Origin of the sequence: Synechococcus sp. H60.3, assembly GCF_047462295.1 — a bacterium.
GTDB lineage: Bacteria > Cyanobacteriota > Cyanobacteriia > Thermostichales > Thermostichaceae > Thermostichus.
In genome coordinates this window covers 1-8,424 of sequence record NZ_JANSIY010000110.1, presented here as the reverse complement: position 1 = coordinate 8,424, position 8,424 = coordinate 1, and the positions used below count along the sequence as shown (strand labels likewise).

The 8,424-nt window shown below is 61.9% G+C and carries 7 protein-coding genes; 3 read left to right on the top strand and 4 right to left on the bottom strand.

Features of this window, described 5'->3' with window-relative positions; genetic code table 11:
- Positions 1-287: 287 nt before the first annotated feature.
- Positions 288-866, top strand: a complete 579-nt coding sequence (locus NW841_RS10615; protein ID WP_414386340.1) for a DoxX family protein — start codon at positions 288-290, stop codon at positions 864-866.
- A 23-nt stretch (positions 867-889) separates the two neighbouring features.
- On the opposite strand, the gene NW841_RS10610 is transcribed toward NW841_RS10615, so the two are convergent.
- From NW841_RS10610 to NW841_RS10600, 3 genes are read right to left on the bottom strand one after another with little or no spacing between them, the layout of a single operon-like run.
- Complete coding sequence (locus NW841_RS10610; RefSeq protein ID WP_414386338.1) at positions 890-3,064, bottom strand: RNA degradosome polyphosphate kinase; 2,175 nt, start codon at positions 3,062-3,064, stop codon at positions 890-892.
- A 57-nt stretch (positions 3,065-3,121) separates the two neighbouring features.
- Positions 3,122-4,081: a branched-chain amino acid ABC transporter permease gene (locus NW841_RS10605; RefSeq protein WP_414334031.1), complete on the bottom strand. Its 960-nt coding sequence runs from the start codon at positions 4,079-4,081 to the stop codon at positions 3,122-3,124.
- Entirely contained in the window at positions 4,081-4,938 is an 858-nt protein-coding gene (locus tag NW841_RS10600; RefSeq protein ID WP_414334029.1) for a branched-chain amino acid ABC transporter permease, read from the bottom strand. Before NW841_RS10600 ends, NW841_RS10605 begins: the two co-directional genes overlap by 1 nt.
- Positions 4,939-5,088: 150 nt before the next feature.
- Here NW841_RS10600 and lptC point away from each other — a divergent pair, with 150 nt between their 5' ends.
- Both lptC and NW841_RS10590 read left to right on the top strand, forming a co-directional pair.
- The gene (gene lptC, locus NW841_RS10595; RefSeq protein ID WP_414386335.1) at positions 5,089-6,054 is read left to right on the top strand and encodes an LPS export ABC transporter periplasmic protein LptC; all 966 of its coding nucleotides are present in this window, start codon (positions 5,089-5,091) and stop codon (positions 6,052-6,054) included.
- A gap of 82 nt (positions 6,055-6,136) precedes the next feature.
- Positions 6,137-7,810, top strand: coding sequence for a sulfatase (locus NW841_RS10590; protein ID WP_414370352.1), 1,674 nt, complete (start codon positions 6,137-6,139; stop codon positions 7,808-7,810).
- A gap of 3 nt (positions 7,811-7,813) precedes the next feature.
- On the opposite strand, the gene NW841_RS10585 is transcribed toward NW841_RS10590, so the two are convergent.
- Positions 7,814-8,299: a DUF3531 family protein gene (locus tag NW841_RS10585; RefSeq protein WP_414366439.1), complete on the bottom strand. Its 486-nt coding sequence runs from the start codon at positions 8,297-8,299 to the stop codon at positions 7,814-7,816.
- Positions 8,300-8,424 lie beyond the last annotated feature (125 nt).

The window sequence follows — 8,424 nt, the reverse complement described above, 5'->3', positions numbered from 1 at the left end:
GAAGAATGGCGTCAACACCTCTAAGAATAGGCAGCCGAGAACTTCCCTGGCTAACCCTATCTGGGCAGCAAGACAGCGGCAGGGATCCCAGCCAGCCAGGAGATGAACCCGAACTAGAGCCGCGCAGGCCTTGGCCGGGGATCCCATCGGTTTGCTGCGCCTGCTGGGAAAACGATTGCCTACGATCTAGACCCCTCTTGTCGAGGCGGGGGATCCCGCCCTGGTCTTGTTACAGAAATTTAGAATCGTTACAATAGTTAGCATCTTTGCATTGCAGGTTTCATCTTATGGCACTCACTCAGCGCTTTCCCGTGCTGTTTGTCTCAGTTTTGCGTCACGACAGCGTAGCCCCGCGCTGGTCTCAAGTGGCGTGGACTATCTTGCGGGTGGTGGCAGGGCTATTCATGATTCACAACGGCCTCGACAAACTGGCTGATATCGAGGGGTTTGCAACGGCTTATGTAGAAGTGATCGGGTTGCCTTTCCCGGTCTTTTTTGCTTATGTAGCTGCCTATACTGAACTGATTGCAGCTCCGCTGGTGGCAGTGGGTTTGTTGACCCGCGCGGCAGCGTTGGGTTTGTTCGCCACGATGGCGGTGGCCATGTTCCACCACATCAAGGTGGCCGGCTTCAGCGTTCCTTATCTGGAGCTATCGGCTATCTACGCGGCCATCTTCTTGGCCTTTGCGGTGAATGGCGGCGGCTGGTTCTCTTTGGATCAGCTCTTGGCGAACGGTATTGAGGCGGGGCTGAACCGCTCCAGCCGACAAAAGTTGGAGAGCCTGGAGTCTTCGTTGCAGGCCACTGAGAAGGTAATTGCGCTGGGGGATCAAGAGGCTGAAGCCGCCGAAACCCCTCGCTCCTGAGGGAGAGGGGCCGGGGGTGAGGGCTAAAGGCGGCTGGCGGCTCGCTCCATCAGGCGTTGGTGGGTGGAGCGCACCGGCTCTCCCGGCTTAGGCTGCCGCTGCACATAGGTGCCATCGGGGCGCAGCTCCCAAGCTTGCCGGTTATCCGTCAGACAAATCTCCAAGATCGCCTTCAGCTCTTGCTGCAACAGGGGATCCTCTACAGGGGTCACCACCTCGACGCGGCGATCCAGGTTGCGGGTCATGTAGTCGGCGCTGCCGATGAAGTACTCTTCCTGGCCGTCGTTGTAGAAGTAGAAGATGCGGGAGTGCTCCAAAAAGCGCCCGATGATGCTGATAACGCGGATGCGCTCGCTCAGGCCCGGGATCCCTGGTTTTAGGCAGCACATGCCGCGCACAATGAGATCAATCTCTACTCCTGCCTGGCTAGCCTCATAGAGCACTTGGATCATGCGTGGGTCGGTGAGGGAGTTGACCTTGACGATGATGCGCCCTTGGCGTCCTGCCTGGGCATGGCGCATCTCTCGCCGGATCAAGGCTTCCATGCCCTGGCGCAAGGTACGGGGGGCCACCAGCAGCTTGCGGAAGTGCCGCTGCCGCGAGTAGCCAGTTAGCAGGTTAAACAACTCGGTTACATCGTTGCAGAGGGTCTCGTTGCAGGTAAACAGGCCCAGATCGGTGTAGATACGGGCGGTCTTGGGGTTGTAGTTGCCGGTGCCGATGTGGACATAGCGCCGCAGGGATCCCCCCTCTTCCCGCACCACCAGGGCCAACTTGCAGTGGATCTTCAGCCCTGGCAGGCCATAGGCCACGTGCACCCCGGCTTTTTCCAGCTTCTTGGCCCAGAGGATGTTGTTTTCTTCGTCGAAACGGGCCTTCAGCTCCACCAGAGCGGCCACCTGCTTGCCGTTTTCGGCAGCCTGGATGAGGGATCCCACCACCGACGAATCGCCAGAGGTGCGGTAGAGGGTTTGCTTAATGGTGAGCACCTGCGGATCGTTGGCCGCCTCCTCCAGAAACCGTTCCACACTGGCAGCAAAGGAGTCGTAGGGGTGATGCACCAGCAGATCCCCTTCCCGGATGACGGAGAAGATATCCACCGGCTCGTCGCTGACCGAGGCAGTACGCAAGCGGGGAGGAGTGACGGGCCCCCAAGGGGGATCCTTTAAATCGGGCCGGTTTAGGTTGAGAAACGCCATCAGCCCCCCCATGTTGAGGAGCCCATCCACCTCGTAGACAGAGTCAGCATCCAGATGCAGCTCTTCGCAGAGCCGCTGTCGAATGGCAGACGGCATGGACTTGGCAATCTCCATGCGCACCACCGAGCCGAAGCGGCGCTTGCGCAGCTCTTCTTGAATGGCCGCGAGCAGATCGTCGGCTTCGTCCTCTTGGATTTTCAGATCGGCACCGCGGGTGATGCGGAAGGGGTAGTACTCCAGCACTTCCATGCCCACGAACAGCGCCTCCAGATGGTGGGCAATCACCTGCTCCAGCGGCACAAAGCTCACCCCGTCCCGCAGCGGCACAAAGCGGGGCAGGGTGCTGGGCACCTTGATGCGGGCAAAGTGTTCCCTGCCGGTTTCCGGATCCCGCACCACCACCGCCAAGCTGAGGCTGAGGTTGGAGATGTAGGGGAAAGGATGGCCCGGATCCACCGCCAAGGGAGTGAGCACGGGAAACAACCGTTGGTCGAAATACTCCCGCAGCTCCTGCCGCTCCGGCTCGGCCAGCTCAGAAAAATCGCGGATGTGAATGCCTTGTTCCGCCAGCTTAGGCACCAATTCCTGCCGAAAACACTCGTGTACCTTTTGAATCAGGGGGCGCAGGTGCTGGGAAATCTGCCGCAACTGCTGCTGCGGCGTGAGGCCATCGGGGGTCGGCAGCAGCACGCCTGTTTCCAACTGACGGCGGATCACCGCCACCCGCACCATAAAGAACTCGTCCAGGTTGCTTTCGAAAATAGCCAGGAACTTCAGCCGCTCCAAGAGGGGGGTGCGCTCGTCCAGGGCCTCGTGCAAAACCCGGGCGTTGAACTCAATCCAACTCAGCTCCCGGTTGAAGTAGTGCTCCGGCAAGGCATAGCCCTCCTGGATGGGCGCAGTCGGGATCCCTGGCTGGCCGGCATTGGGGGGGCAACCTGTCGCATCGGGGTTGCGGGGCGACAAGGAGGAGTCCGTTTCCTTGGGGCGCGGAGTCATGGTGGCCGAGATCTGGGTTGTCTCAAAGTGTCAACAACGGCTGGAGCCGACCCAATCCTATCCTGCTGGGTTCTGCTTGGAGGAGGCGGAAGTGTCCAAAACAGGCTTGGGCGGGCGTTCTGGCAACAGCCCTTGGGAGCGGGTAAGCAGAATTACCTGCAGCAGGATCCCGATCAACAAAATGCGCAAGGGCCCGGCCCGGGTGGCCCACTGGGGCGGCAGACGGTTGGTCAACCACTCGCTGCCCGACCACACCCCCCAAATGGCCAGCACCCCCAGCAGGGCGCCGCGATTGTTGCCGCTGCCCCCCGCGATCAACATCACCCAGACGATAAAGGTGGCAAACTCCGGCTGGAAGGCTTCCGGGCTGATGAAATTGACAAAGTGGGCATAGAGCGCCCCCGCCAGCCCCATCAGCATGGATCCCAGCACAAACGCCTGCAGGCGAAACTGGAGGACATCTTTGCCGGCGGCCAGGGTTGCCGGCTCATCCTCGCGGATGGCCCGCAGCACCCGTCCCCAGGGGGAGCGATAGGCCCGCTCACTCAGCCAGTAAACCACCGCCAAGACCAGCAGCACCAAGCCCAAGTAGAGCAGTGTATCCTGCCCTGGGATCCAGCCGCGAAAGGGGCGCGGAATGCGGGTGATGCCGCGCACCCCGTTGGTCAGCCAGCCCTCGTTCCTCAGGATTTGGCTGATGATCTCGGCAATGCCGATGGTGGCAATAGCCAAATAGTCGGAGCGCAGCTTCAGGGTGATCAAGCCAATCAAGAAGGCGATCGCACCGGCGGCGGCTACTGCTATGGCAAAGCCCACCCAGAACGGCAGATTGAACCCGCCCAGATGTTCAGGGGTGGGCGGCGTCGTGGCTATGGCGCTGGCGTAGGCCCCCACAGCAAAAAAGGCCCCCACGCCGATGTTGAACATGCCGGCATAGCCCCACTGGATATTGAGGCCCAGCACCAGCACGCCGTAGATCCCCACCAAAACCAAAAAGAAGATGGCGTAGCTCAACATCAGGCCCGCCCCCCCAATAGCCCTGTGGGCCGGAAGATCAGCATCAGCACCAAAATGGCGAAGGCTACCCCTGTTTTGTAAGCCGGATTGATCGCTAAAGTCGAGAACTCCTCCGCCAGGCCAATTACCAGCCCCCCAGCAATGGCTCCATAGGGACGGCCAATGCCGCCGAGAATGGCTGCCGCAAAAACGGGCAACAACAGCCGCCAGCCCATGGTGGGGTGCAGCCGCGTATCCAGGCCCAGGAAGATGCCCGCCACACAGGCCAAGGCGGCGCCGATGGCCCAAGTCCAGAGGATGATCCGCTCCGTCTCAATGCCGGTCACCTTGGCCAAGTCAAAATTGTCGGCCATGGCCCGCATCGCTTTGCCCACCCGCGTGCGCTGCAAAAACAGGTGCAGAGCCACCACCAGCAAGGCCGTTCCCACCAGAATCACCACCCAATCCGGCTTGATGCGCAGCCCCCCCAACTGCCAGGGCAACTGAATGCCGCTGCGGTACACTTGGTTGTTGGGCCCCCAGACGATCTGCACCAAGCTGCGCAAGATCAGGGCCGTGCCAAAAGAAGAAATGAGCAAAATCACCGGTGCTTCCCGGCGCAGGCGGCGATAGATCAGTTGGTCGATCCCCACCGCGCAAAGTGCCGTCGCCAAGGCCGCCGGGATCCAGCTCACCCCAATCGGCCAACCCAACCCGACAAACGTTAGAGCAAAATAGGCCCCCAAGGTCATCAGATCCCCGTGGGCAAAGTTGGCAAAACGCAAAATGCCGAACGTCAGCGACACCCCGATCGCCCCCAGGGCGTAGATGCTGCCCAGGACGAGGCCGTAGATAAAAAGCTGCAACAGTTGGGCCACCCTTGCCCCCGCAATACTCTGCCCTGATGATGCCACGGGTTTGTTAAAGCTGGATCCCATCCGGCCCAGCGGCAGGGTAGAGCTAGGGTAGGAGAAAGCGCGCAAGAGAGATCCATGCAGCCCAACTCTTCCCGGGTCCCAGGTTGGCTAGTGGTTTTGGCCCTGCTGAGCGCTGCCTGTGGTGGGCCGGAGCCACCTCCAAGCAGGGATCCGGGTGTCCCGCGCGAGCCTATCTCCACTCCCCAGTTAATCTACAAAGACATCACTCTCACCCAGGCCAAACCCGATGGTGGCATTCTCTGGCGCCTACAGGCGCGCCTGGCCGAATACGAGTCCCCCCCAGAAAACGGCTCCACTCCCGTACAGTTGGGATCCGCCCATTTGCAGTCTATCGAGGGAGAGTTTTTCGACGCAGACGATCGCGCCATCCGCCTCCGGGCCGAGCGGGGATCCGCCTATCCTGGCGAGCGGCGGCTGGAATTGACGGGCCAAGTGGTGGTGGAATCGGAGCGGGACAACCTGCGCCTGCAGGCAGAGCGGCTGCAGTGGCTGCCGGAAGAGCGCCTCCTCGAAGCCGAGGGCCAGGTACAGGTGGAGCTGTTGGACGGCCAGGGATCCCTGTGGGGGGATCGTTTGCGCATCGACTTTGGCCAGGCCCAGATGCAACTGGAGAATTGGGATCCAAGCCAACCGGTGCGGGCCAAGTATCGCGATCCGGAGCTGGAGCTGACCGCCAGCCGCTTGCTCTGGAACTTTGGTGCCGGCGAGGTACAGGCGTTGGGAGCAGTCGAGGTGGATGCCCCCCAGCAAAGGGTGCGCCTCAGCGGCGAGCAGTTGCGGGCCCCGCTGCCCCTGACCGAGCTGCGCCTGCTGGGCAACGTGAAAGCCAAAGCCGTTCCCGTTGGCGGAACGGGATCCCTGCAGACCGGCCAAGAGCTGGAAGCCCAAGAGATCCGCTGGCGCATCGGCTCCACCCAACTGCAAGCCCTGGGCAATGTGCGCTACCGCCAGCCTGGACAAGCCCTGACTGTGAGCGGTGACCAAGGGATCCTGGATTGGCAGGCCAACACCGCCCGGATCCAAGGCAACAGCCAAACCCGGCTCACTTTGCCCTAGGAGCCGACGGCAAAGGGCCAACAAGAGCATGTCAAGATAGTTTAAGAACCGTGTTGGGTGGGTTGTGGTGAGGAGTTCAGCAATGGCAGAGACCGCCTGGGGGGAACGCCCCAACATTCTGTTGATCGTGCTGGATACCCAGCGGGCGGATCGCCTTTCCTGCTACTGGTCAGAGGAAGAGCGGGCCCGCCAGGTGCCCACCAGCCCCAACCTGGATCGGCTGGCCGCTGAGTCCACCCTCTTCGAGCGGGCCATCGCCCCCGCCCAGTGGACGATCCCCTCCCACGCCTCCCTGTTTACGGGGGAATACCCCAGCACCCACCAAACCGTTCAGGCAGACCTGGAGCTGAGCCCTGCTCTACCCACTCTGGCGGAGCTGTTGAAGCTGGGCGGCTACACCACCGTGGGCTTTTGCAACAACCCCCTGGTCGGGATCCTGAAAAACGGCCTGCGGCGCGGCTTCGACACCTTCTACAACTACGGCGGGGCCCTGCCCACCCGCCCTCCCGAAGGCAACCCTCTGCCGGCTCCCCTCAACCGCTGGCTGGCCGCCTACACCCAGTTTTGGCGCCGTCTCTCCTACCCGGTGCAAAATGCCTTTGCCCGCTCCGACACCCTTTTTCAGTTGGCGCTGCACCCCTGGTTTGCCTCCCTCTGGACCCGCCTGATGAACTTTAAGGGCAACACGGCTGCCTCCATCGCCGACCTGAACCGCTACCTGCAGCAGATAGCCCGCCGCCCTGCCGGAGCACCGCCTTTCTTTTGCTTCGTCAACCTAATGGAGCCCCACCTGCCCTACTGGCCGCCGGAGCCCTTTGTGCAGAAATACGCCCCCTACTTCAAGACCAACCGCGAGGCGCGCGACTTTTTGCGCCAGTACAACGCCCAGCCCTACCGCTGGATGGCGCCCCTGCCGCAGCCGCTTTCTCCCCTGCAAGCGCAGGTGCTCAGGGACATCTACGATGCCGAGGTGGCCTACCAGGATCACCTGCTGGGATCCGTCTTCGCCACCCTGCGCCACACCGGCCTGGAGCAGAACACTCTGGTGGCTATCGTCGCGGATCACGGCGAAGGCTTGGGGGAGCACGACTTCGTCGGCCATGCTTTTGTGGTTTACGAAGAGCTGATCCGCGTCCCCCTGATCCTGCATTACCCCGGCTATTTTCCGGCAGGAAAGCGCGTGGCCACCCCCGTTTCCACCCGCCGCCTCTTTCATACTCTCTTGGAAGCTGCCGGCTTCCGCCCCAGCCTTTCTCTAGCCAACGGCGCCCCCCGTATCAGCCTCAAGCTTCGCCGCGAGATCGCCCGCCTCAGCCTGACCCGCACCCTGGCCGGTGAGGATCCGGAGCAGGGGGTGGTGCTCAGCGAGGCCTTCCCGCCCCACCTTCTCCTGCGGGCCATGGAAAACCGCAACGACAGCCTGCTGCAGGCGCGCGCCTGTTACGACACCCGCCGAGCCCTCTACGAAGGGGTGACCAAGCTGATCCAAACCGGAGATCGCCCCAGCCTCTACAACCTGGAGCAGGATCCGGCGGAACTGCGGGATCTGCTCTTGGCCGGGATCCCTTCTCAGCCGGGGGATCCTGAGTTGGGATCCCTTTCTCCACAGGCTTGGCTAGACCGCCTGCGGCAAGGGCTAAGGCAGTGGGTGGAGTGGGCAGAATCGCGCCGGCCCAGCACCGCTCCTCGCCGAGTTGACATGGAAAGCAACGCAGACTTGGTGCGGCGGATGCAAGAGCTGGGCTACCTGGAGTAGGAGCTATTCCAGCTCCCCCTCTTCCCCCCAATGATCCCGCAGGTAGCCGTTGAGATCGTAGGCATCTGTCTCCTCGGGATCCGCCGTCGGCCAGTCCTCGTTCTGCCCACCGATGATGACGCGGGTGAGGCCAATGTATTCTAAGCTGAGGGTGCGCAAGGCGTTGATCAACACATCCAGCGCCAAGGCATCGGCAGTGCCCAGATCAAACCAGCAGCGGGCCCAGTTGTCCTTTTCTTCCAGGGATCCCATGTTGTGCATCAGGGAGGTCAAGGGAGCCGAGTCGCTAGGGTACTCCAAGTAGCTGAGATCCGCCTCGGCCTCTTGGGCCACCAGGCGCTCGGCGTTAAATCCCCCCAACTTGCCTAGCACATACCACGACTCTAGGACTTCCCTGAGGTACTCCAACTCCGCTGGAACCGGCGGCTCCGCAAACTCAAACCAGATCCAGAGATTTCCCGGATCGCACTCGCGAAACTCCACTTGCATGGACGGTTTCTCAGCTAGGCCTAGCCATCGATCTTAGTCTGGCCCAGGTCAGCTAGAAACCGCAGGAGCCCCGCCCTGTACCCCCGTATACGGGGGGAGGGGGGCCGGTCAGGGTCGGGAGGAAT